Origin of the sequence: Nocardia sp. GP40 (assembly GCF_050434125.1) — a bacterium.
In the GTDB taxonomy this organism is placed as follows: domain Bacteria; phylum Actinomycetota; class Actinomycetes; order Mycobacteriales; family Mycobacteriaceae; genus Nocardia; species Nocardia albiluteola.
Window position 1 is genome coordinate 753,418 of record NZ_JBNPVW010000003.1, and the last position, 22,752, is coordinate 776,169.

The window sequence follows — 22,752 nt, forward strand, 5'->3', positions numbered from 1 at the left end:
GATCCGCAGCAGATCACTCAATAGCTCCGCTGTGTCACGGTAGCCGGTGCCGGCGGGTACGCAGCAAGTCGACATCGGCCAGTTCCGGCCATCTCCGCGCCGGAGCATCCGAGGCCAGTGCAGTCGAATGTGTGTTCACCCGGGCCAGCCTACCTTATTCTCGAACATATGTTCGAGAATCCGCTGGTCGGCGCTCCGAACTTTGTAGCACCGGCTCCGTCTTAGTCGACCGTGAGTACGATCTTGCCTTCGACGTGCCCTAGGGCGGCACGTTCGTCCTCACGACCGGAGGACCCGGCTCACCGAACACACCGGCCGAGGCATCGCACTGAACTCGGCAGTTCCGGACGTTCCGCGCGGACGCCAACGGCCCGAGATGACCTCGGGCCGTTGATCTTCGGACTCAGCCGGGACTTCGAATACGCCGCTACTCGAGCGAGTTGGCCAACCGATCGGCATAAGGGGCAGTGAATTTTCCGACAATGGGAAGCCCCGCGCGGACACCGCCGGTGTTGTTCGCCTGGACCATGGCCATGATCCAGACGACGACCGCGAAGACCGCGACTGCGAGTCCGGCGAGGCTGAAGAGGATCCCCAGGACCCCGAGGAGCGAGCCGACAACGCTCAGAACGATATTGACCACCGAGACCACTCCGAAGAAGACGATCGATTGCGAGGCATGGAATTTCACATCGGGATCGTTCTTTCCGACGAAGAGGAAGATGATTCCGGTGAGCCACCCCAGCGCGTACGACAGGATCGCGCTGGTCTTTTTGTCCAATCCGGCGGACTGCGGCTGGTTCGCGGGAGGTTGAGAAGATGTCATGGGGTAAGCAGACACCGCGCACGTCTCCTACCGATCCCAACTTTCAGCACGAGCCCACAGGTCGCGGACTCCGAGCGAGGAGCACGGACCGCGCCAGCGGCCGGCAAGCTCACCTGCGATCGCACGTTACAGCGCTGCGAGTTGCGCCTACGTCATGTAATCGGCATGTGCGTGCGGTTGCCCGGCCGAGACGATCACCGCCAGTGGATCTTCCGGCAATCGGCTGCCGTCCGCCCGAACCGCGCGACCAGCGGCATGGGACGTTCCGTATGGGGTGTGCCGTTGCGGTACCGTTCCGCGGCAATGTCGGGCCGGCCGCCTCGGTACTGTGACGTCGTATGGTCGACACCGAGATCGAGATCACCGCGGACCTGGTCCGCGCCCTGCTGCGAGAGCAACATCCAGACCTTGCGGGGCTGACCATTCGTGAGGTGGTGGGCGGCTGGGGCAACCACATGTGGCGCCTCGGAGACGAGTTGGCCGTGCGCATGCCGCGCATGGACCCCACCCCGGAACTCCAACTGAAGGAGCGGCGATGGCTACCCGTGCTGGCGCCGCGCCTGCCACTCCCAGTACCGACCCCGGTGCGGTTCGGCGAACCGTCTGAACGCTTCCCCAAGCACTGGACCGTGATGACCTGGGTCCCCGGCGAACCGCTGGACCACGGCACGATCAGCCGCGGCACCCACGCGGCCGACACACTCGCAAGCTTCCTGCGGGCGCTGCATGTGCAGGCACCCGCCGAGGCGCCGCTCGCCACGGACCGCGGAGCCCATCCCAGGAACTGCACAGACGGTTTCGAGAACTTCTTGCAGGCCGTTGCCCCCGACGACATCACTGCCGAAGTCCGGGCCGTCTGGAACGACGCCGTCACGGCTCCCGCGTGGGAGGGCCCGCCGGTGTGGGTGCACGGCGACCTCCACCCCGCGAACGTCGTGGTCTCGGACGGAACACTCTCGGGCATCATCGACTTCGGTGACATGTTCGCCGGCGATCCCGCGTGGGACCTCGCCGCCGCATGGGTGCTGCTACCCGCGGGCACGGCCGCACGGTTCTTCGACACGTACGCGCACGCAGACGAGGCAGCGATCCGCCGCGCCCGCGGGCTCGCCGCTCTGAAGAGCCTGTTCCTGATACTCATGGGACACAACGGAAATCGAGGCCGTCCCGGCGGCAAGCCGCACTGGGGACCAGTAGGTCGCGCGGCACTTGATCGTGTTCTGAACAGTGTCTGATGCACACGCGCTCACCGGCACGAGGGGATACCTTGTGGACGCAGCATTGTTGGTGACGTCGCAGTGGATTTCGACGCGCTCGATGCCCGGAAGGTTGAGGGTGATCGCGCAGGCAAGCCAAATATCTGCGCTGTCGTCAGGGTTGGGTTCGCGGATGAGCGACGGACGGGCAATATTTCAATCCTGCGTTATTCGGCAGAGTTGGGAAGGGTTGCGCGGCAACAGGTCTCGACCGGCAGATGGCCAGTTTGGATCGGCCGAACCTCGCGGTGACGGACGCCCTGCATGCCTGGTCGGTTCGGATCGATCATATGCCGTCGAACATCTCGGACCGCCCAACGGCGAACAGCGTTACCGCGCCGCCCACCCCGCAGCGAATCCCACCCAATTGTTCGAAATGCTCACCAGCGATTGGCTTTTCCGGATGCCGAGCCTGCACCTGGCCGATGCCGTGTATGCCGGCGGTGGACGTGCGTGGGTCTACGAACTGGCGTGGAGTTTCAACTCCCGTCAAGGCGCTTCCCACTGCCTGGACTTCCTGCTCGTCTTCGGCACCCTCAGTCCCACCGAAGCCGCCGCGCACCCTTACGCCCACCCCTGCGCCGCAGACGAACTCACCCGGGTCGGTGATCAGATGCGCACCGACTGGACAACCTTCGCGGCCGACGGCGACCCTGGCTGGGCACCGTACAATCCACGCACCCGCATCACCCGCGTCTACGACACCACGACCACCGAACGCCCATACCCACATCAGCCCTCACGCCGCATCTGGGCCATGCACCGCTTCGACACCCTCGACCTGCTGCCCTGAAACAGCCAGCAGCCCCGCCGCGCCCGCAGCTCACGCTGGCCGGTTCGGTCAGCGCGGTCAGCGGCAATTGAGGATGTTTCGGCCATCGCAGGTTCGGTGGCCGTGTCGACCACCTCAGCACGGGGAACTCGTTGCCCTGGTCGGCGAATTCGTCACCGCATCCACCAGTTCTCGGGCCCTTGTCGAATGCCGACGACCCACGACACCTTCGGGAGGTGACGCGGGTCGTCGGCGTGCACGGATGTTCAGGTGAGCGCTAGGCGGAGGGGCTGGCGATCAGGACGCCGACGAAGACTCCACGCCTTGCGAACATTCGAACTCCTCGAGGCGCGATCGATGACTGCTGTTGGGGATCGGATTTGGGTAAATCAGATTGCAACGCAGGCCGATCCGAGATTGATGCCGGTCCCGACGTCCACGGGTTGCCTGATCTGGGCGGTGGCATTCGGCTGGATGGCGTAGATGTAGGTGACCTTCGTGGAGGACGGAGTCTAGACAGTCCGGCTGTTGTCGTCGACCGATACCGTCACGGTGTACGAGCAGGTTGTCCCGTAACGGTGGATGCCGAGGGTGAAGGCGGGGGCGATCGCGATGCTGGTGACGGTCGCGGATGCCGACGGGGCCGACAAAGCGGTGACGGTCGCGACTACGCCCATGGCGGCGGCCGCCGCCACGGCGCGTTTCATGGTGTGCGACTTCGATATTCGAGGCACGATTGATCGAGCTCCTGTCAGGTGTCGGGGGTCGGCGATATCGGGCGATGACCTTCCCCGGACTGTTCGTCGGATGACCCGATGGAGCCGTTAGCCGAACCTGTGACCCCAAAACCTGGGGCTGGCGGCGAATGCGATGGTTCCGCAAGGGATTGCGGTCGCCGTACGAGCAGTCGCGCTCGTCGTACGCCGTGCTTCCGATCGTCCCCAACTCGGCAATACCGGGTGGTCGTCGGAATCGCCTGTAGGCCAACGACTGTGGCGCGTCCGAGCGCCGGGAGCGTGGCAGGAGAGGGCACTCCGGTGGTTGAGGCGTGTGCTGGACCGGTCGATGGGGTGGGAGGGAGCCAGGTCACGCGTGTGTGCCGTGGGGTGTTTTCTCCCAGGTGTAAGGGGAGTGGATCAGTTGCCCGGCTGCGCGCCAGGATGCCACCGACACCCGACTGCCACTATGGCGTTGGCCGCGCATATCGTGGTGGATAGTTCGGTCAGGTTGGTGCCCGCCGGTGACCACCCGGCGTCTGCTGTGACCGTCCAGAGCAGCATCAGTACGATCGGGGTGGTCAGGCCAGCCACGGGGGTGGCAGCGATGATGCCCACCACCGAACTCAGACCGGCGATTCCGAAGCGGCGCAACGTCTGTCGCGGCCGTCTGGTGTGCACCATCGCGGTCATCAGAAATCCTTTGTGCCAGCGTGTGCGCTGGCGCACGAATACTCCCAGGCGTGGGGGAGCCTCGGTGTAGGTCACCGAGTCCAAGACCTCCACGCGATAGCCGCGCGCGGCGCAACGCATGCCGAGGTCTGCATCCTCGGTCACGTTCCAGGCGTCCCAGCCGCCCAGCTTGCGTAACGGGCCGGTACGGAAATGGTTGCTCGAACCGCCCAGCGGTATGGGGAGCCCGATGCGTGACAACCCGGGCACGAGCATTCCGTACCGCAACGCGTATTCCATGGCGAACTGTTTGGTCAACGCATTGCGGTTGCCGTTGCCGGGTACCAGTTTCGCCTGCAGACCCACCAATCGATCCCCGCCAGCGGCGAAATATGCCGCTGCGCGGCGTAATTGGTCCTGATCTGGCCGGTCCTCGGCATCGAAGATGGTCAGCAGCTCCCTGTGGCGATCAGCAGGCCGTAGTTGCAGGAGCGAGGCTTGGTCTGGGGAGCCCCAGCGGGCAACTCGACGACTCTCACGAATTCGGGTGGTTGCGCCGCGAGCCCAAGCTTGCGGCGGCGATCACCACCTGCAGGATGGAACTGCCCAGCAGCACAAACGACAACACCGCCAGCAGGACCACCGGCGCCATCACCGCCGCGACCACGACGGCGCCCGCCGCCACCCCGACACCGATGCGCTGCCACGGCCTGGGCCCCGTCCGCACTGCGAACTCCGGATAGCGCCGGGTGAAATCGTTGGCGATGCGATCCACCGGCAGATTGTCGGGCACATTCCGCAGATGCTCGGCTTCCATGAAACTCCTTACGCAGGAATAAGCTTCGTCACTACTTCCCGAGGCCACTGCCGATTGAACCGCATAAAACGGTCATTCGCCGATAACTACTGGATAACCGGCGCGTCATGGTTACAGACGTCGCCGGACGTCTCGCCGAACGCGTGCTCATCGGTAGACGAATGTGATTCGGTGGCAATTGCGACATCCTCTCGCTGTCGCGAGCTGCTCATTTGCGCCAACGGGCCCCCGGTGGAAACGGCATGAGACGGTCAGACCTGCTTTAGACCTCCGTCGACGAAGAGTTCTGCTCCCGTCATGAAACTGCTTTCGTCCGACGCGAGGAACAGCACCGCCGCGGCAATTTCTTCGGGTCGTCCGACTCGCCGCATCGGCATCGGTGCGGCCAGGCCAGCGAGAAACTCTTGTTCGTGGCCGGCCGGTGCTGCACCCTTGAGTCCGGGTGTTTCCACCGGCCCGGGCGCGACTGTGTTCACCCTGATCTGTTTGTCGGCGAGTTCGGCCGCCCAGGTCCGGCCGAACGAGCGGATCGCCGCCTTCGATGCGGAATAGGCGCCGAACGCAGGCATGCCGCTGTAGGCGTTGGTGGATCCCGACAGGATGATCGAGGCACCCGGGTTGAGGATCGGCAAGACCTTCTGCACGGTGAACACTGTGCCGCCGACGTTGCGGTCGAACGTGGCGAGGAGGTGCTCAGTCGTAGTGTCGGGCAGCGTGGCGACTTCGCCGCCGCCAGCGTTGGCGAACACGATGTCCAGCCCGTGTCCATAGGCCGTGACTACGTCGACGATGTTGTCCAGATCGGTCGGGTTGGTGACGTCGCTACGAATGCCTGTGGCCGCGGCCCCTATCGACGCGGCGGCCTCATCAACTGTCTGCTGGTTGCGGCCCGCGATGAAGACGTGTGCGCCCTCGGCTGCCATCCGCTGCGCGGTAGCGAGTCCGATACCAGAAGTCCCCCCGGTGATGAGTGCGGTTTTGTTGGCGAGCTGGGCCATGATGATGTCTCCGTTCTGCGTCATGGGGAGACTGATTCGGGAGGAGTTGTCGTCTCGTGGATCACGATGTTGTGATACGGCATCATGAACTTTCCGATGCCGACTTCGGAGGCACGAAGTTCGAACCGTTGCGATCGAAGTCGTTCCTCCTGTCGATGACGAACTGCTCTACGGTCAGTGGGGAACGATTGCCGATGACCTCGATGAGGTTGTTCGTGCCCTGGAAGATGCCGTTCTGGTAGTCGATGGCGACATTGCTCAGATGCTGGATCAGGTGGGGCGACACCCCCAGGGAAGCCAACCCGTCCGCGAATTCCTCGACGCTGATGGGTTCGTACGTGACCGGGATCCCGAGTGCTCGCGAAACTGCCTCGGCGATCCCGTAATGGTCCATCTCGACCGGGCCGTGCAGAGGATAGGCCTGACGATCGTGCGGCTCCGGCTGCTCGAGGATGGCGGCGATCACGTATGCCTGATCAATCCCGGCGACGGGAGCGTGACGACCGTTTCCAAAAGGCAGGCGGAGCACACCCTCGTCTCCCCGGCGGCCCCACCACCAGCTGATCCACTCGGCGAAGAACGTCGGCCGCAGGTGCGCGGTGAGCAGCGTCGTGCGGTCGAGCAGGCGCTCACCGAGCCAGTGCTGGCGCGCTTGGTTGCTGACGGCTTCCCTGCGGGCGGAGATCTGCGACATGTTGACGACCGATCGGACGCCGGCCTCGGTGGCCGCCTGCGCGAACGTGACCGTGGCGTCGAGCAGCCCCGGAGCGATCGGGTAGCAGAAGTAAGCCCCACTCACTCCCCGCAGGGCGGAGCTCACGCCGTGGAAGCCGAGCAGATCACCCACGACGATTTCGGCTCCCGCGGCAGCGAGCTGCCGTGAACGGTCGTCCTCCCGGTGAACGAACGCACGTACCCGATGCCCTCGTTCCAGGAGCAGTCGCACGGTGACTTTCCCCGTGTTCCCCGTTGCCCCGGTGATCAGGAAGAGACGGTCATCGTTGTTCGTCATGTTCGTCGGCCTCCTTGCGAATCGTGTCTGCCCGCGACCGGGGAATGGTGCGCAGCTGAAGGAAAGCGCCGGGCAGGCGACTGGAGTGTTGTGCCAGGGCGGCTTGTGACCTGAGCGATGCCGGCGCCCTCCAACGCCTGGTCCAGGCCCTTCCTAGAGACCAGGGCGACACCGGGTCCCGCGGCCGTGGCACGAGTGGTCGACTACCTCGCCGCTTCTACAGCATCCCACCAGCAAACGGATGGCGTAATGCGTCTGTCGGAAGTCGATGAATTCGAGCCCTGCCGCGTCATGTTGGGGTACACCCCACCACCACGCCCGCGACAGGCCATTCAGGTGGTGGTGCCAATGACGAGGGTGCTGCGTGCGGTTTCGACGACGTCGGCGGTGATGGTGTGGAGTTCGTTGATTCGCATGATGCGCTGGATCCGGGCGAAGAGTCGTTGCAGGACGCGGAAGTTGCCTCCGGTGATGCGGGCGACGGCGGCGATGGCTTTGGGCGTCGGTGAAGTCGCCAGTGTGTCGAGAAACGCGTGGGAAGCCGCGAATGTCCGACAACTTGCATTGACCGATTTTCGGACGGATACCACCGGCAGCGGCACACGCTAATCGGCATGAGCGCTTACAGTCGATGACCACCCGGCCTGGTGTCTCCGGCGCCGGGCGGGTTCGAGTGCCTTATCGCCGTCGGCCCGTGGCCGCGACGGTCGCGATCGCGACGACGGCGAATCCCGCGCCGGTGAGCAGCACGCCGCGCACCGATGTGGCGTCGACGACAAGGCCGCCGAGTAGCGCTCCCACCGCGACGGCGAGGTTGTAGACCGAGGTGTTCAGGGCGGTGGCCGCCTCGGCATCGTGAGGCGCGGCCTGCAGGATCCAGGTCTGCACGCCCACCGGGATTACACCGAAGGCCGCACCCCAGACCAGTAGCACCGCGATGCCGCCGATCGCGGTGGTGCCGACCGTCGCGAACAGCGCCAGCGCGGCCGCCAGCAGCGCGGCCGCCGCCAGCAGCGCGCGGCGCGGATCGCGCGCGGCCGCCGAGCCTCCGGCGAATGTCCCGAGCACGCCGGCGACACCGAAACCCAGCTGCGCCGGGCCGATGGCCGAGGCGCTCAGGCCCGAAAGGTCCTGCAGGGCGGGGCGGACGAAGGTGTACGCGGCCCAATGACCGCCCACCAGCAGGAATGTCGCGATCACGCCCGCCCGCACGGCGGGAATGCGCAACTGCCGCAACAGCGCTCGCGGGGAGACCGGGGTGAGGGCGGGCAAGCGTGGGAGCAGCACACCCAGGGCGATCGCCACCACCGCACCGAATCCGGCGACGGCCAGGAACGCCACCCGCCAGCTGGACAGGTTGCCGATCAGCGTTGCGGCGGGGACGCCCAGCACGTTCGCCACGGTGGCGCCGCCGAAGGCCAGCGAGGTCGCCCGTGGAATATGTTGCGGCGGAACCAATCTGATCGCGCACGACGCCGCCAGCGCCCAGAAGCCGCCGATGGCGACGCCGACGACCGCCCGCGCGGCCAGCAGAATGGCGAACCCGGAGGCCGCCGCCGAGACCGCGGTGGCGGCCAGCATCAGCGCGATCAACCCCAGCAGGACCAGCCGGCGGTCGAGCCGCCCGATGGCCACCGGCAGGATCGGCGCGGCGAGCGAGGCGACCACCCCGGGCAGGGTGACCGTCAGTGCGACCGCGCCGGCCGACACGTGAAAACTGTGGCCGATCGAGGTGAGCAGCCCCACGGGCATCGCCTCGACGGTGACCATGGCGAAGGTCGCGGTCGCCACCGCGGCGACGGCCAACCAGTTCCGCACCGAGGCCGCGGAATCGTCCCGAATATCCTCCGGCGCCGTTGAGTCGGTGGTCATAGCGTCGAACCCTCTTCTCGCTCAGCGGTTTCGGCGTCGGCTCGGCGGCGGCTCGGGTCGGTGATGCCGTTCATGGCTTCCTTTCAGACGGACGTGACCCACGATCGCCGTGCCCGCTGAGATGGCCCTGTCAGCGACTGCCAGCCGGATGTGCGAGGTCGTCGAGCATCGTGTGCAGCCGGTCGGCCGGCACGGATCGCCCCTGCGCGAGAGCGGATTCGTAGCGACTGCGCCCGAGCACGGTGCGCGCGACGGTGTGTGCGCGATGTACATCCGGATTGTGGTGGGCGGGAGTGGCTTCGAGGCCGGGGCGGCCGAAGGCGCCGAGCAGTCCCGCGGCCCGCTCGGGCTCGCCGGTGGCCAGCAGGACCAGGGCGCGGCCGACCGCGATCGTCGGCAGCAATGGCGGTGCGTGATCGAGCGCGAGACGGTGAGCGTGTCGCAATTGGCGCATGGCGGCATCGATTCGGTCGATGTCGAGCAGCGCGATCGCGTAGTTCGTGCGCCCACGAACCTCCTCGATGACCAGGTTGGCCACCGGCGTGGCCTGCTCGTCGTCGACATCGTCGAGGGAGCGGCGATACAGCTCGACCGCGGCGTCCGGATCACCTTGCCGCAGCACCAAGTCGGCCCCGGCAACGCGCAGCCACCGCAGCGTGTTCTCCGAAACCCGGACATCGACCAGCGTGTGTGCGTGCGCCAGATACGCGGCGCCGCCGTCGATATCGCCGTCGTGCAGGTGCAACTGAGCGGCCCGCCACAGCACTCCCACCAGCTCCTCGGCGCCGAGATCGGCGCTCAGCAGCCGGGTCGCGCGTGTGATCAGCGGCTCGACCGCCGCCAGGCCCTCCGCCGGGATCCGGAACGACGCCAGCAACAACAGCGCCCGGCTCAATCCGCGCGGCTCACCGAGCTGGTCCAGGCATGCCACCGCCGCCTCGAGGTCGGCGACCACGTGCGGACCGGACCGGACGTCACCGCGCATCTTCTCGAGCGCCGAGAGGACCAGGGCGTTGCCGCGCAGCCACTCGTCGCCGGCCTCGGCGCACCCAGCCAGCGGTTCGACGTTGCCGCGGTGATATTCGCGCAGCGCCGACAACAGCACGAACACCGGGTGCGGCCGGGAACCCTCCGCAACGGCGGCGGCGACCAGGCGATCGAATTCGCCTGTGCGATCCGGGATCTGGCCGGGCCGCAGCAGCTCGTGATAGCTGGGCAGAACGTGCGCGTAGGTCAGGGCCAGATACTCGCCCGTGGTCCCCGGCGGTATCCGGCCCTCCAGCAGCGCCCGAACGCGAGGCTGCCAGGCCGACGCTTCCGCGCGCAGCCCGCACAGCAGCCAGTGCCAGACCAGGTTGCCGTACAGCCGCAGGGCGCGGGCACCGTCCCCGGCATGGACCGCCCACCGCAGTGCGGCCATGCAGTTGGCGTGTTCGGCCGCCAGCTGCGGCACCGCCTGGTCATGCCGCGCGCTCAGCAACCGATGCGCGGCGGCACGGGCGAATTCGATGAAATGGTCCGCGTGCGCGGCGGCCAGCCCATCGGCCTCCCCCGCATCGGTCAATTCCGTTGCGGCATAGGCGCGGATCATCTCGGGCATCCGGTATCGGACGCCGTCGAACTCCACCATGGACTTGGCGACCAGCGCCGCCAGTGTGTCCGTGGTATCGATTCCACCCCCGCACACCCCGAGCACGGCGTCGAGGGTGGCGCCGCCGGCGAATACGGCTAGCCTGCGCGCCAATTCGACCTCCCCGCGCCCGAGTAGATCCCAGCTCCACGACACCGCTGCGGACAAATTGCGATGCCGGTGCGACTCCTGGCGACCGGCCGAGTGCAACATCCAGAATCGATCGTCGAGCCGGGACGCCACCTGGCCGACGGGCAGGGTATGCAGGCGCGCCGCGGCGAGTTCGAGCGCCAGTGGCAGCCCGTCGAGTCGTCGCACGATGCGGGTGACATCGGCGCGATTGGCCTGGGTCAGCACGAAATCGGGCTGGACCGCGCGAGCGCGATCCAGGAACAGGCGCACCGCCGGAGCGCACGCGGTGCGGGCGAGCGAGGCGTCCTCGTCGGGGACCTCGAGACTGCGGACCGGGTACAACGTTTCGCCCTCGATACCGAGTGGTTCGCGGCTGGTGGCCAGCACGGTGAGGTCCGGGAACCGCTCCAGTAGCCGTGCGGTCAGCTCGGCGACCGCGGTGATCACATGCTCGCAATTGTCGAGGACCAGCAGCATGCGCCGTTGTGCGACAACTCGATCCAGGGCGGCCTCCCGGTGACCGTCGTCGCCCGGCTCGATCGCGCCGAGCGCCGACACCACTGCCGCCGCGACCGCCGCCGACCGTGTGGTACCGCCGGCATGTTCCGGTGCCACGCCTGCGAGCTCGACGAACAGGCATCCGTCCGGCCACGGTGCCCGGCAGGCGATTTCGGTCGCGAGCCGGGTCTTGCCGACGCCGCCGGCACCGGTCAGCGTGAGCAACGGCGAGCCTTCGAGCCGCTGCATCACCCGCGTCATGTCCGTCTCACGATCGATGAAGCTGGTCCGATGTCGCGGTGGCCGCCGGCCCACCACGCAGGGGGCGTGATCGTCCGGCGGCCGCGCCTGTGCCCGGGCCTGCGGGGGCGGTGCGGGGGCGTCGGTGGTCGTCAGCGCCTCGGACAGCGTCCGCGAGGGAGCGGTGCCGAGCTCGGCCCGCAGCAGGTCCTGCGCGCACCGGTAGACCCGGTGCGCCTCGGCCTGGTGCCCGGTGGCACGCAGCACGGCGATCCGCCGGGCGGTCAGTGATTCCCGGAACGGGTGCGCGGCACACTCGGCGGCCAGTTCGGCGAGGACCTCGCCCCCGCGTCCGAGGGTCAGATACAGATCCGCCCTGCGTTCGACGGCGGTCAGTCGTTGCTCGGTCGATCTCGTTGCCAGAGTCCGCATTTCGGCCGAGTCTGTCACACCGGCAAACGCGTTCTCGCGCCACAGCGCCAGCGCCCGATCGAGACTGCGTGCGGCTCGATCCGCATCCCCGGCCCGCTCCCACTCCCGGCTCTCGTCCAGAAGCCGGCCGAAGCGCCGGATGTCCACCGCGTCGGGCTCGATCTCCAGCAGGTAGCCCTGCTCCCGGCGCAGCAACCGCTGCGGGCCGACTACCGCGCGCAGCCGGCTCACCAGCGAGTGCAGCGCATTCTCGGCCTTGGCCGGCGGCCGACCGTCCCAGATGCCCTCGAACAGCCGGGGCGGCGCCACCACCTCACCGGCCCGAATCGCCAGCAGCACCAACAGGGTTCGCAACCGAGGTCCCTCGATCGCGAACTCCTGCCCCGCCGTGGTGACGACCGACACCGGGCCCAACACTCGCACCTGCACGGATCCTCCTCGACACGATCATGATTACCGGACGTGCCCGTCCGGTGTCGACCGTGCCGCGCGGTGCCGGCAAGCAGGGGGCGTCTCGCGACGACTCAGATGACCGGATGCGTCCCGACGGTCACCTCGGGCACCCGCTCCCGCACCTGCCAGTGTTCGACGATCAGCCCGTAGTCGATGCGGAAGACATCGGCGACCGCGACCCCGCGGTCGCCGGGCCCCGTGGTGAACAGCGAGTGCGCGAACACCAGGTCGCCGTCGGCGGCGATGCGGCGCAGCTCGAACCGGGCGTCCGGAAATCGTTGCCGCACCCCGTGAATCAGATCCACCAGGGCACGGCGGCCGTCGGGCAGGCTCGGGCAGTGCTCGACGAGGCCGCACGCCACGAAGCGCGCGGCCAGATCGGTGCGACCCCGGTTCCACATCAATTCGAGGTAATCGGCGATCAGCGCCGTCAGCTCGGCCCGGTTCGCCTCGTGCCGAACGCTGAGCCGGTGCGCTCCGACCGGCGGCCGGGTCTCGTTCCACAACACCGGGGTTCGCTCCGTCTCAGGCTCGGGCTTCCAGCATCACTGTCTTGAGTTCGGTGTACGCCTCGATGGCCGTGCGACCGCCCTCCCGGCCGAGCCCGGAGGTCTTGTAGCCGCCGACGGGGGAGTTGGGCATGAAAGTGTAGCCGTTGATGCCGACCGCACCCGCCCGGATGCGACGGGCCAGGCGGAAGGCGCGGCCGAGATCGCTGGTGTAGATACCCGCGGCAAGCCCGTATTCGGTGTCGTTGGCGATGCGGATGGCCTCGTCCTCGTCGGTGAAGGGGATGACGGCCAGCACGGGCCCGAAGATCTCCTCCTGTGCGATGCGGATGCGGTTGTCGACCTGGGTGAAGATGGCGGGATTGACGTAATTGCCCGCGCTCAGCTCACCGCCCGGACGATCGCCGCCGAGCAGCAGATGGGCGCCGTCGGCGGTGCCGCTCTCGATGTAGTCCAGTACCTTCACGAGCTGGCGCTGATTGATCAGCGGCGTGGCGTTGGTGGCCGGATCGAAGGGGTTACCGTATCGCACCGAGGCGGCTACCTCCTTGGCCCCGTCCAGGAATTCCTCGTAGCAGTCGGCGTGCACCAGGGCACGGGTCTGCGCGGTGCACTGCTGGCCCGACATCCCCAGCGCGACCATACCCATCACCGTCTTGGCGGCCTTGCGGACGTCCGCGTCGGGGAATACCAGGGCCGGGCTCTTGCCGCCGAGTTCGAGGGTGGCGCGCTTGATGTTGTCGCCGCTCGCCTCGAGGATGCGCCCGCCCACGCCCCGGCTGCCGGTGAAGCTGATCTTGTCCACGCCGGGATGGGTGATCAGCGCCTCACCCGACTGTGCGCCGACGCCGGTGATCAGGTTGAAAACCCCGGGCGGCAAATCCAATTGGTCGATCAGTTCGGCGATGGCGAGGCTGGTGAGACTGGCGTACTCGGAGGGTTTGAGCACGACCGTGCAGCCGGCGGCCAGGGCCGGTGCGACCTTGTTCGCCATCTGCAGGACCGGCGCGTTCCACGGCACGATCGCCGCGACGACGCCGACCGGCTCGCGGAAACTCAGGTACTGCAGGTCACTGCGGTCGGTGTACTGCGGGAACGTCTCGCCCGAGAGTTTGTCGATCCACCCGGCGTGATAGTCGAAGACGTCCGCGGCGACTTCGGCCGAGAGCCGGTACTGGGTGGTGAACCCGATCGGCATGCCGTTCTCCAGTGTCTGGAGCCGGCTCAGCCGCGGTGAGGCCTCGCGCAGCAGTTGTACCAGCGGCTCGATCAGCCGCTTGCGCTCGTGGGCCCGCAGGTGCGGCCACGGCCCCTCGTCGAAGGCCTTGCGCGCGGCCGTGACCGCGCGGTCCACGTCGACGGCGGAGGCGTCGGCGATCGTGGTCACTTCCTCGTTCGTGGCCGGGCTCAGATGATGCCACCGGGCATCGGAGACCGAGTCGACCCACTGGCCGTCGATATACAGGCGACCGGGTGTGATGCCCAGTTCGTCACGGTAAGGAAGTACGGATATGGTGGTCGTGCCGTGGGAATTCGTCATGGGCGCCACCGTGCACGGCCGCGCGGATACGGGTCTGGCAGCGGTTGCCAGACCCGTGTCAGGCGGTGCCGTCAGGCTTCCCGCCGCGGCGAACCGGTTGGTGGCCGCGCACGCCCGACCGGCGCCACCGTATTGTGAAACAGGACTGTCCCACCGCAGCGTGAGGAGACGGGGACACAGCTCATGCAAGTCAGGCTTCTCGGGCCAGTCACGGTAGGCATCGGCGACAGCGGCGCCATCGCGATCGGCGGACCACGGGTGCGAACCCTGTTGGCACTGTTGGCGCTTCGCGTCGGCGAGATCGTCGCCACCGAACGTCTGATCGACGGCGTGTGGGGCGAGCGCCCGCCCGCGGATGCGGAGAACGCGCTGCACACGCTGGTCAAACGGTTGCGGGCCGTCCTCGGCGCACAGTGGGTGCTACGGCGCGCGCCCGGCTACGAGCTCGCCATCGATCCGGATGCCGTTGACGTGCATCGGTTCGCGTGTCTGCACGGCGAGGGCACCCGGCTGCTGGCCGCCGGGAATTCGCGCGCGGCCGCTGATGCCCTCGATCGGGCGCTTGCGTGCTGGCAGGGGCGGATCCCGCTCGAAGGCCTGAGCGAGTCTGTCGAAATATCGACTACCGCAACCGTTTTGGCGGATCAGCGGTTGACCGCGACGGAAGCGCAGGCCGACGCGTACCTGGCGCTGGGCCGGGGTAGTGAAGTGCTGCGCACCCTCGCCGCGGAGGCCGATGCGCTACCACTGCGAGAGACCTTGGCCGCGCGCCTGATCACGGTGCTGGGGGCCGCGGGCCGCGAATCCGAAGCGCGGCAGGTCTTCCGGCGTATCGAGGCCGGGCTGCGCAGCGAACTCGGCGTCGAGCCGTCCGCCGTGCTGCGGCAGGCCGTCGCGGGTCTGGATGCCGTGCCCGCGCGGCCCGACGCCACGACGGCTGGATCACCCACACTCCCCCGACGCCTCACCAGCTTCGTGGGCCGTACCGCCGACGTCGACGAGGTGGCCGCGATGCTGCGCCGAGGTCGGCTGGTGACGCTCGTCGGCACGGGCGGCGTCGGAAAGACCCGGCTGGCAACCGAATTCGTCCGATCGCACGGCCGCGACTGGCCGGACGGATACCTGTTCATCGAGGCCGCGGCGGTGAGTCCCGAACGCGGGGAAACCTCGGGGGCGGCGCTGGGCGCCGCGATGCTCGCCGCGGCCGGGCTGGTCGACCGGGATACCCCCACCGAGGACTGGGTGCAGACGCTGGTGCGTACGCTGTGGGCACGCCGAACCCTGTTGATCCTCGACAATTGCGAGCACGTGCAGCGGTCAGCGGCGGAAGCGACGACACAACTGCTGCGGCAACTTCCGCAGCTGAGCATCCTCGCCACGAGCCGGGCTCCCCTGTCGGTGGCCGGTGAAGAGCGGTATGCCGTGCTCCCCTTGGCGCTCCCCGCGCCCACGGGCACCGCCGAGCACACCGTCGACAGTCCCGCGATGCGATTGTTCATCGACCGCGCCACCGCGGTGCAACCGGATTTCGCTGTGACCGAAGCGAATTGGCCCCACGTCCGCGCGATCGTGCGCGGCTTGGACGGCCTGCCGCTGGCCATCGAGCTGGCCGCCGCACGATTACAGGGGTTCCCGCTCGCGGAGGTAGCGGCGCGACTCAACGATCGGTTCCGGTTGCTGACGAACGGAACCCGGCTCGCGACGCCCCGCCACCGAAGTCTGCAGGCCGCTGTCGCATGGAGCTGGGATCTGCTCGGCGACGTGGAGGCCGCATTGGCCCGCAGGATGGCGGTTTTCGCCGGCGGCGCGACGCCGGAGCACCTGATGCGGGTGTGCGGGGACGGATTCTCGGTGCCGCGCTCCGAGATCGCCGAGACGGCACGGTCACTGGCTGCCAAGTCGCTCATCGAATTCGACGGCGAGCGCTACCGGATGGTGGAGACGATCCGCGCCTACGCCGCCGAGGAAGCACAGCGGGCCGGCGAGTCCGAACAATCGGCGCGCGCACATGCCGACTGCTACATCGAATTCGCCGAAGCGGGCACTACCGGATTACGCGACACCGCCCACCGAGAATGGTTACGTCGGTTCGCGGCCGAGCACGGAAACTGCCGAACCTCTCTCCAATGGGCGGTGGAAAACGCAGACTACACGCGTTCGGTGCGATTGTTCGGCAACCTGTTCTGGTACTGGCAGTCCAGCGGACAATGGGGCGAGATCCACACTTGGCAGCCGCTGGTGTTGGAGGCCGTCGGCGATCGGGTCCCCCGGGGCTGCGCCGGAGCATATCTGACCTGCCGGTACGGCCTGTACCTCCCCGAGTACGCAGCCAACTTCTCGGCGAGCAATATCCCTCAGGACATAGGCGAATTCGAGCCTGACGTGCGTGCCGCCATGGCCGAGGACGACGCGGGCCACCCCATCTTCGTGTTGATCTTGGCACTGCAAGAACATCAACGCGGCAGGCCACAGTTGCTGGACGAGTGCACGACCGCCGCAGACGCCTGGCTACGCGGCCATGCCTTGTACCACAGGGCGTTCGAGGAACTCTCCCTCGATACCTTCCCCCGCCTACACACGGATCTGGAGGCGGCAGTCACATGCCTGAGGGAATCCGCCGATCCGGGTGCGCATGCCCGGTCGCTGGTTCTGCTCGCCTATGTCCACAACCGACTGCACGGCATCGGTTCCGCGGAACCTCTGCTCGCGCGAGCCACGGAACTGTTCGGCGCGGACGTCAGTGCCAGCGATCGAGTACAGATGCTGTGCTGGGTCGCGATTCAGCATCTCCTCGGCGGAGATACCGTCGGCGCCGCAGGCTATCTCGCACGCTCCGATGAACAAGATCCACGGCAGGCGCGGGAAGGAGCCAAGCAGATCCGCGGTATCGCACGGGGTTACCTGGCCGCCCGAGAAGGTCGCCTCGAGGACGCGATCAACGCATTCAGTTCCACAATCGGCGGTCCCGACGATCCACCGCCGACCGCGCCGAACCCCAACGAGCGCGGGTTGGTTCGATGGGCCGATGCGATCAATGTCCGCACTCTCTATGGCGTCCTTCTGATCGACGCCGGCCGCCTGGATTCCGCACAGCGGCAACTGTCCTATGCCCGCGATGTCGCAGCGACGGAAGCCCCGCCGATGCTGCCCGACGTCGCCGTCGGTTTCGCAGTCGCCTCCCTGGCCACCGGCCATCTCGAGCACGCCGCGCGAATCTTCGGCGCCGTCCTGCACGCATTCGGTCGCATGGGCCGCGAGGTACTCGGCCCCGATGCCGAGCGAGTTGCCACGCACCTTCGCGCGGTCCTGCCCGAAGCCCGCCTCACCGCACTCACTGCGGAAGGCGCGGCACTCGACCTCGCCAGCCTGCTCACCGACCCCGCCCTCCGGTTGAGCGCCTGATCGCCCCAGCAGACCGATTCCTCATCGTGGATCGCGAATCCGCACTGTGTTCACCGGCCGCGCGGCGTGTTGGCCCCTTGCGTGCCGAACGGCGATCAGGAGAAGACGGCCGCCATCCGGTTGATCCGGTGCGCCCGGGCGAGCTTGGGCAGATCGCTTCCGTCGGCGACGTTCTCGCCCGCGGCGCCGAGCCGGCCGATAATCTCCGCCGCCCAGGCGATCTCGTCGGGCTGCGGGCTCAGCGCGCGATTGACCACCGCGGTGTCGCGGGCGTGCATGCAGAGCTTCCCGCTCATTCCCATCGACTTGGTCACCACGAGCTCCGCGGGCAGTTCCGCCGGACCGGTGACACACGGTCCATCGATCGGCCCCGCGATGTCGGCGGCCCGGCTGGCCACGACCAGGCGGCTGCGCGGGTACGCCAGGGCGTCCGCACCGACGTTGGTGTCCCGGCGGTAGTCCCCGGTGCCGAAGGCCAGCCGGACCGTGGCAGCGGCCGAGGCGATATCGAAGGCGAATTCGATCCCCCGGGCCGACTCGACCAGGGCCAGGATCGGGACGCCCGGGAGCGCGGCGGCTGTGCGATCGACCTGCTCGCCGGACTCGGTCTTGGCGAGCATCACACCGTGGAGGCCGGCAACGCCGCTCAGCGCCGCGAGATCGGCGGCCCAGTCCGCGGTGGTGATGTTGTTGATACGCACCCAGCCGGCGCCGCCGGCCGCGAAGAATTCGGTGACCTGTTCGCGGGCTTCGCTTTTCGCGGACGGGATCACGCCGTCCTCGAGATCGAAGATCACGGCGTCGGCCGCCGAATTCATGGCGTCCTCGAACCGATCGGGGCGCGAACCGGGGACCAACAGCCAGGAGCGGGCGTGGATCGCCGGGACCGTGACGGTTTCCGGCGCGGACGTACGGGTCATACGGTGTTCGTTCCTCTCGATTCGGTACGCCAACCGCGTTGAACAGTACACCACATCCAATATATTGGCTGTGGACGACGTCCCTCGATCCCAGATATATCTTGCCGGTAAAGCGGACGTACAGTATCCAATATGTTGGGTGACCGCGTGGAGCGACGGCGCATGAGCGATGTGGCGTTCGATCGGATCTGCGACGCGATCGTCACCGGCGAGCTCGCCCCCGGATCCAGGGTTCGCGACGCCGATCTGGCCGATCAGCTGGGCCTGAGCCGAACCCCGGTGCGCGAGGCCCTGGCCAGGCTGATCGACACCGGGCTGGTCGAGGCCAAGCCGGCCGCCTTCACCCGCATCACGCCCCTGCACCGCGACGATGTCGAATCGACGCTGGCCGTGCTGGAGGTACTGGACCAGCTGGCCGTGAAGACGGGCGTGCCCAATCTCACTCCCGACAACATCGCTCTCATGCGCAGCGCCAATGACGATCTCGCACAGGCGATCAAGGCCGACAACATCGGCGCGGCCCTGGCCGCCGACGACGTCCTGCACGGCGTCATCGTGGACGCCGCCGGCAACCCGCTGCTCAAAAGGCTTATCCAGCAGGTTCATCCGCAGATCCACCGGATCTACTACCGCAAGTTCTCCAGCCTGCGCGGCTGGCAGGACGCCCTCGAGCACCACGAGAACCTGATCCGGTTGTGCGCGGCGGGCGACGGCGCTGCCGCCGCCGAAATCTCCTCGCAGCACCGGCGTTTCCTCGGCGGGCTGATCGGCGAACTCTTCGACATCGACGAGCACAGCAACTCGGCCGCGCCGGGCCGGTAAGAGGTCACGGTGTGCCGGGCCGGACCGAGCCCGCGCCCGACGAACGTTCCTGCGCGGTAACCGATTCCACCGGGTCGATGCGGTGCGCCATGGTCGGATAGTCGATCACGAGCCCGTCGCCGTCGAACAGCAGCTCACTGGTGAACGTCCCCGACGCGTACCGAACTCGCGTACCGCCCGGTTCCGGTCCGAGATGGGTGTAGGCCTGCGCCGAGGGGACCACCCGCAGGCTCGGCACCTCCACGAACGCCATCGTGAACCGCTCCGTTCCGGGCTCGCGGTGCAGCCGGTGCCGCAGCACCGGCATCGTATTGGTCAGCGGAGAGCACGCCAGATCGCAATCCAGCGCCGCCGCCAGATCCGGCCGCGCGTGTCCGTTCACGGTCCACCCGTGCTCGTCGCGCCGCAGGTCCAGCCGGGTCTCCCCGCTCCCGGTGGTGCAGGCGACCGCGAGCCGCGCGGTGGCTGCCCGCTCGTCGGTGCGCAGTTCGTACGACAGCCGGTACGGCTCGGGCAGCTGCCCCGCCACGGTGCCGTCGGCACGCAGCTCGAGCCCGTCGATCCGCACCCATGCCGCTTCGAACCCCGCGGTCTCCACCACCTGCCACAGCACGAAGCGATCGATGCCCACGCGAGGTCCTCTCGTCGCCGCCGGATCCCTTGTCCAGCACCGCATCCGGCAGAAAGGTCAGCGGCGCCGTCCTGCCGCCGGATCAAGTATGTCCCGGATACCCCATCCGCAGTGCGCGATTCGGGCCCTCGACCGGTACCCGAGGCTAGGCGTTCGCGCGGCTCGGGGCGCCCCGGCGGCGACGCCGCAGCACGACGCCCATACCGACCGCGATCGCCACGACCACCAGCCCGGCGATGATGTAGCTGGGTCCCTGCAACGTCTTCTCGAGATGCTGCCAGTTGGCGCCGACGCCGTACCCCGCGAGGGCCAGGGCCGCGGTCCACGGCAGGCAGCCCGCCAGGGTGTAGAGGCCGAAACGGCCTGCGGGCATGCCCGCGATGCCCGCGGGCAGCGAAATGAAGGTGCGGATGCCGGGCAGCAGCCGGGCCCAGAACACCGAGGCGCTACCCCGGCGGACGAACCAGTCCTGGGCGCGGTCGATCTCGTGTTCGCGCAGGAAGATGTAGCGGCCCCAGCGGTGCAGCGCGGGACGGCCGCCGTAACGGCCCGCCAGCCAGGCCACGTAGCTGCCGATCACATTGCCCGCGGTGCCCGCGGCGATGACGGCGACCAGGCTGGGGTGCGGCCCACTCACCGCACCGGCCGCCAATGCGCCGCCGAGCAGCATGGTGAGTTCGGACGGGATCGGTATGCATGCGGATTCGGCGGCCATGAGCAGCAGAATCGCGGTGAGGCCGTAGCTGAGGATCAGATGCTGCATCGCGGCACCTCGGCGATTGCGCGGGAATTCGAATTCACCACGCCACAGTCGCAAGGCGGCGCTGAGAGCACGCTGAGACCGTCGCCAGGCCCGCTCCTCGCCGGCCTCGGACGGCCCCACTACCAGGTGCGATCAACTCGGCCTGGCAAAGTTCGGGGCATGCCGACGAATCCGACCGCCGTCCTCTCACCGCTGGCCGCGCTCGCCCCCGACCTGCGCACCGCGCTGGTCCGGACGCGCTACGACGCCGACACCCTGCTCGAGGTGCTGGGCCGGGACGCGCACGCGGCGCTGGGACGGTCCGAGCCCGTGCCGGTGCGCCGGGCGGTGCGGGACGCGGGCGAGCTCGGCACGCTGGTGCGGCTGCTGCTGCTCGGCGATCCGGAGCCCGAGCGCGGGGTGGCCGCCGCGCTCGCGCCGCTGGACCTGGATCGCGCGGTCGCCGCCGGGCTGCTCGCGCGCGACGGCGACCGGATCCGGGCCGCGCTCGATCTGCGGCCCCTGGACCTGGGCGCCGGAAACCGCTGGGTCCTTTCCGATCTCGACGACTCGGTGCAGCGCCGCAGCCTCACCCACGATCATGTGCTCGGCGTCGGCCATGCCTCGCTGTCGCTGCTGCGTGCCACCCCGACCGCCCCGGCGGGTTCGGTCCTGGACATGGGCACCGGCTGTGGAGTACAGGCCGTGCACGCCTGCGGCTACGCGAACGCGGTGACCGGCACCGACATCAGCGCGCGGGCGCTGTGGCTCGCGCAGGCCACCGCCGCGCTCAACGACCTGGACATCGAGCTGCTCGAAGGATCCTGGTTCGAGCCCGCCGCCGGGCGCCGCTTCGATCGAGTGGTTGCCAATCCGCCGTTCGTGGTCGGTCCCGCACGCATCGAGCACACCTACCGCGACTCGGGCCTGGCCCTGGACGGGGCGAGCGAGCTGGTGATCTCGCAGGCCCCGGCGCTGCTGGCGCCCGGCGGCACCGCGACGATGCTGGCCTCCTGGGTGCATCGCGAGGGACAGGACTGGCGGGCCCGGGTGTCCTCGTGGCTGCCCGATCGCGGCGTGGACGCCTGGATCGTGCAGCGCGATATCGCGGATCCGGCCCTGTACGTGGGCACCTGGCTGCGCGATGCCGGGCTGGATCCGCGCGATCGCGAGGCGCAGCAGCGCGCCGAGGCCTGGCTGGCGGCGTTCGACGCCGCGCAGGTCGAGGGCATCGGATTCGGATTCGTCTATCTGCGCGCCATAGACGGGCCCACCGAGCTGCTGGCCGAGGACCTCACACACGGCTTCGACGATCCGCTCGGCCCCGAGGCGATCGCCTACTTCGAGCGCTCGGCCTGGCTGCGCGCGGTGGCCGCGGACCCCGACGCGGCCTGGGAGTCCCGCTATCGCGTGGATGCCGCGACCGCGCTGGAGCGGGTGTACCTGACCGGCGAGGAAGGCTGGGAGCAGCGGGTCGCGCGGCTGCACCGCGGCGACGGGCCGCGCTGGCAGCACGAGGTGGACGATTCGACCGCGGCGCTGCTCGCGGGAATGCGCGCGGACGGCCTGCCGTTGCAGGAACTGGTCGACCTGCTCGCGGTCGGCCACACCGGCGCGGAGGCCACACCCGAGTTCCGCGCCGCCGCACTGACGATCGTCACCGGATTGGTTCGTCACGGCCTGATTCACCCGGTGTGAGGCGCATCGGATAACGGGCCGGTTCGGCTCCGGTCACCGTCGGGAGACGGTGGGCGCTCCGAGACGAAACTGGCGCACCGTACCGTTCCCAATCCGCGCCCTTCTTAGGAACTTCTCAGATGGGTGTGCCGAAAGCCGCAGCTCAGCACGGTTTATCGGGGC

General features: G+C 68.2%; 19 protein-coding genes. 5 read left to right on the plus strand and 14 right to left on the minus strand.

All coding sequences use genetic code 11. The annotated features are described in order from the left end of the window. Nucleotides 1-427: 427 nt before the first annotated feature. Nucleotides 428-826, minus strand: a complete 399-nt coding sequence (locus ABH933_RS12390; RefSeq protein ID WP_429417428.1) for a DUF4870 domain-containing protein — start codon at nt 824-826, stop codon at nt 428-430. A gap of 338 nt (nt 827-1,164) precedes the next feature. Here ABH933_RS12390 and ABH933_RS12395 point away from each other — a divergent pair, with 338 nt between their 5' ends. Together ABH933_RS12395 and ABH933_RS12400 are read left to right on the plus strand one after the other, a co-directional pair. Beyond that, nucleotides 1,165-2,061, plus strand: coding sequence for an aminoglycoside phosphotransferase family protein (locus ABH933_RS12395; protein WP_429417431.1), 897 nt, complete (start codon nt 1,165-1,167; stop codon nt 2,059-2,061). A gap of 397 nt (nt 2,062-2,458) precedes the next feature. Further along, nucleotides 2,459-2,875, plus strand: coding sequence for a hypothetical protein (locus tag ABH933_RS12400; RefSeq protein WP_429417434.1), 417 nt, complete (start codon nt 2,459-2,461; stop codon nt 2,873-2,875). A 491-nt stretch (nt 2,876-3,366) separates the two neighbouring features. On the opposite strand, the gene ABH933_RS12405 is transcribed toward ABH933_RS12400, so the two are convergent. The 10 genes from ABH933_RS12405 to ABH933_RS12450 form a co-directional block, all read right to left on the minus strand. Further along, nucleotides 3,367-3,588, minus strand: a complete 222-nt coding sequence (locus ABH933_RS12405; protein WP_429455026.1) for a hypothetical protein — start codon at nt 3,586-3,588, stop codon at nt 3,367-3,369. 402 nt (nt 3,589-3,990) lie between these two features. Further along, a complete protein-coding gene (locus tag ABH933_RS12410) occupies nt 3,991-4,785 on the minus strand; it encodes a glycosyltransferase family 2 protein (protein WP_429417799.1) in 795 nt (264 codons plus the stop codon). Beyond that, nucleotides 4,778-5,059: a hypothetical protein gene (locus ABH933_RS12415; protein WP_429417440.1), complete on the minus strand. Its 282-nt coding sequence runs from the start codon at nt 5,057-5,059 to the stop codon at nt 4,778-4,780. Before ABH933_RS12415 ends, ABH933_RS12410 begins: the two co-directional genes overlap by 8 nt. Before the next feature lie 251 nt (nt 5,060-5,310). Then, nucleotides 5,311-6,057: an SDR family NAD(P)-dependent oxidoreductase gene (locus tag ABH933_RS12420; protein ID WP_429417801.1), complete on the minus strand. Its 747-nt coding sequence runs from the start codon at nt 6,055-6,057 to the stop codon at nt 5,311-5,313. Nucleotides 6,058-6,139: 82 nt separating this feature from the next. Then, nucleotides 6,140-7,069: an NAD(P)H-binding protein gene (locus tag ABH933_RS12425; RefSeq protein ID WP_429417443.1), complete on the minus strand. Its 930-nt coding sequence runs from the start codon at nt 7,067-7,069 to the stop codon at nt 6,140-6,142. 332 nt (nt 7,070-7,401) lie between these two features. Then, the gene (locus tag ABH933_RS12430) at nt 7,402-7,671 is read right to left on the minus strand and encodes a hypothetical protein (protein ID WP_429417450.1); all 270 of its coding nucleotides are present in this window, start codon (nt 7,669-7,671) and stop codon (nt 7,402-7,404) included. 76 nt (nt 7,672-7,747) lie between these two features. Next, nucleotides 7,748-8,941, minus strand: a complete 1,194-nt coding sequence (locus ABH933_RS12435; protein ID WP_429417453.1) for an MFS transporter — start codon at nt 8,939-8,941, stop codon at nt 7,748-7,750. Nucleotides 8,942-9,071: 130 nt separating this feature from the next. Then, nucleotides 9,072-12,302: a BTAD domain-containing putative transcriptional regulator gene (locus ABH933_RS12440; RefSeq protein WP_429417455.1), complete on the minus strand. Its 3,231-nt coding sequence runs from the start codon at nt 12,300-12,302 to the stop codon at nt 9,072-9,074. A gap of 95 nt (nt 12,303-12,397) precedes the next feature. Next, a complete protein-coding gene (locus ABH933_RS12445) occupies nt 12,398-12,835 on the minus strand; it encodes a nuclear transport factor 2 family protein (RefSeq protein WP_215921927.1) in 438 nt (145 codons plus the stop codon). 16 nt (nt 12,836-12,851) lie between these two features. Then, on the minus strand, nt 12,852-14,375 hold the full coding sequence (locus tag ABH933_RS12450) for an aldehyde dehydrogenase family protein (protein WP_429417459.1): 1,524 nt from the start codon (nt 14,373-14,375) through the stop codon (nt 12,852-12,854). Nucleotides 14,376-14,558: 183 nt separating this feature from the next. On the opposite strand from ABH933_RS12450, the gene ABH933_RS12455 reads away from it, so the two are divergent. Further along, a complete protein-coding gene (locus ABH933_RS12455; RefSeq protein ID WP_429417462.1) occupies nt 14,559-17,777 on the plus strand; it encodes an AfsR/SARP family transcriptional regulator in 3,219 nt (1,072 codons plus the stop codon). A 95-nt stretch (nt 17,778-17,872) separates the two neighbouring features. Here the strand turns inward: ABH933_RS12455 and ABH933_RS12460 are convergent, their stop codons facing one another. Beyond that, the gene (locus ABH933_RS12460) at nt 17,873-18,697 is read right to left on the minus strand and encodes an HpcH/HpaI aldolase/citrate lyase family protein (protein WP_429417465.1); all 825 of its coding nucleotides are present in this window, start codon (nt 18,695-18,697) and stop codon (nt 17,873-17,875) included. 162 nt (nt 18,698-18,859) lie between these two features. Between ABH933_RS12460 and ABH933_RS12465 the strand changes: the two genes are divergently transcribed. Next, nucleotides 18,860-19,519 (plus strand): GntR family transcriptional regulator, encoded by a 660-nt coding sequence (locus tag ABH933_RS12465; RefSeq protein WP_429417803.1) that lies wholly within the window; start codon nt 18,860-18,862, stop codon nt 19,517-19,519. A 4-nt stretch (nt 19,520-19,523) separates the two neighbouring features. On the opposite strand, the gene ABH933_RS12470 is transcribed toward ABH933_RS12465, so the two are convergent. Further along, nucleotides 19,524-20,150 (minus strand): putative glycolipid-binding domain-containing protein, encoded by a 627-nt coding sequence (locus tag ABH933_RS12470; RefSeq protein ID WP_429417468.1) that lies wholly within the window; start codon nt 20,148-20,150, stop codon nt 19,524-19,526. A gap of 145 nt (nt 20,151-20,295) precedes the next feature. Continuing rightward, the gene (locus ABH933_RS12475) at nt 20,296-20,913 is read right to left on the minus strand and encodes a DedA family protein (protein WP_429417471.1); all 618 of its coding nucleotides are present in this window, start codon (nt 20,911-20,913) and stop codon (nt 20,296-20,298) included. Between the two features lie 159 nt (nt 20,914-21,072). On the opposite strand from ABH933_RS12475, the gene ABH933_RS12480 reads away from it, so the two are divergent. Continuing rightward, the gene (locus tag ABH933_RS12480; protein ID WP_429417473.1) at nt 21,073-22,590 is read left to right on the plus strand and encodes a DUF7059 domain-containing protein; all 1,518 of its coding nucleotides are present in this window, start codon (nt 21,073-21,075) and stop codon (nt 22,588-22,590) included. Nucleotides 22,591-22,752 lie beyond the last annotated feature (162 nt).

Excerpts from the sequence above, each read along its gene's own strand:
- ABH933_RS12420 (WP_429417801.1), bottom strand. The coding sequence starts at position 6,057 with ATGGCCCAGCTCGCCAACAAAACCGCACTCATCACCGGGGGGACTTCT.
- ABH933_RS12480 (WP_429417473.1), top strand. The coding sequence starts at position 21,073 with ATGCCGACGAATCCGACCGCCGTCCTCTCACCGCTGGCCGCGCTCGCC.
- ABH933_RS12390 (WP_429417428.1), bottom strand. The coding sequence starts at position 826 with ATGACATCTTCTCAACCTCCCGCGAACCAGCCGCAGTCCGCCGGATTG.
- ABH933_RS12395 (WP_429417431.1), top strand. The coding sequence starts at position 1,165 with ATGGTCGACACCGAGATCGAGATCACCGCGGACCTGGTCCGCGCCCTG.
- ABH933_RS12455 (WP_429417462.1), top strand. The coding sequence starts at position 14,559 with ATGCAAGTCAGGCTTCTCGGGCCAGTCACGGTAGGCATCGGCGACAGC.
- ABH933_RS12415 (WP_429417440.1), bottom strand. The coding sequence starts at position 5,059 with ATGGAAGCCGAGCATCTGCGGAATGTGCCCGACAATCTGCCGGTGGAT.
- ABH933_RS12450 (WP_429417459.1), bottom strand. The coding sequence starts at position 14,375 with ATGACGAATTCCCACGGCACGACCACCATATCCGTACTTCCTTACCGT.
- ABH933_RS12435 (WP_429417453.1), bottom strand. The coding sequence starts at position 8,941 with ATGACCACCGACTCAACGGCGCCGGAGGATATTCGGGACGATTCCGCG.
- ABH933_RS12475 (WP_429417471.1), bottom strand. The coding sequence starts at position 20,913 with ATGCAGCATCTGATCCTCAGCTACGGCCTCACCGCGATTCTGCTGCTC.
- ABH933_RS12400 (WP_429417434.1), top strand. The coding sequence starts at position 2,459 with ATGCTCACCAGCGATTGGCTTTTCCGGATGCCGAGCCTGCACCTGGCC.
- ABH933_RS12460 (WP_429417465.1), bottom strand. The coding sequence starts at position 18,697 with ATGACCCGTACGTCCGCGCCGGAAACCGTCACGGTCCCGGCGATCCAC.
- ABH933_RS12425 (WP_429417443.1), bottom strand. The coding sequence starts at position 7,069 with ATGACGAACAACGATGACCGTCTCTTCCTGATCACCGGGGCAACGGGG.
- ABH933_RS12465 (WP_429417803.1), top strand. The coding sequence starts at position 18,860 with ATGAGCGATGTGGCGTTCGATCGGATCTGCGACGCGATCGTCACCGGC.